Source organism: Shewanella sp. ECSMB14101 (assembly GCF_000773485.1).
GTDB classification, from domain to species: Bacteria; Pseudomonadota; Gammaproteobacteria; order Enterobacterales; family Shewanellaceae; genus Shewanella; species Shewanella marisflavi.
Genome location: NZ_JSFF01000072.1, coordinates 1 through 514, shown reverse-complemented (window position 1 = coordinate 514; position 514 = coordinate 1). Strand labels below are relative to the sequence as shown.

Annotated in this window: 1 protein-coding gene; it reads right to left on the bottom strand. The window is 15.0% G+C overall.

From position 1 onward, the window contains the following. Nucleotides 1-145 precede the first annotated feature (145 nt). Nucleotides 146-442 (bottom strand): F0F1 ATP synthase subunit A, encoded by a 297-nt coding sequence (locus NY07_RS19945; RefSeq protein WP_443018334.1) that lies wholly within the window; start codon nucleotides 440-442, stop codon nucleotides 146-148. Between the last annotated feature and the right edge of the window lie 72 nt (nucleotides 443-514).

Below are 514 nucleotides of genomic sequence, written 5' to 3'. Positions count from 1 at the left end.
AAATATAAAAATAAAAAAGACACAGATTAAATTAATATAAGAAAAAATTATTCAAGAAAAATTATTAACTCTATTAATAAATAAAAATAAAATTAAACAAATTATTAAAGGAGAAGGACTTAAATTAACTAAAAAAAAATTATTATTAGTCATAAATTTCTTCAATATATAAATTAATTAAAGTAACAATAATATAAGACTGAATAAATCTTACTAAAAACTTTATTAATATATAAATATATATAATAAATAAATAATATAAATTATTATGTATAATTATTAAACTAATTAAACTTATAAGAACATGCCCTGCAATTATATTAATACTTAAACGCAAAAATAGGGTTAAAGGACGAATAAAAAATCTCATTAACTCGATTAAAATTATTATAGGGATTAATAAACCTTTAGTTCCTAATGGTAATAAATGAATTAAAAAAATATTGTTTATCTTAGTTAATCTAATAATTATAGTAGGTAATCATAATAAAAAAATAAAAGTTAAATTTAATCT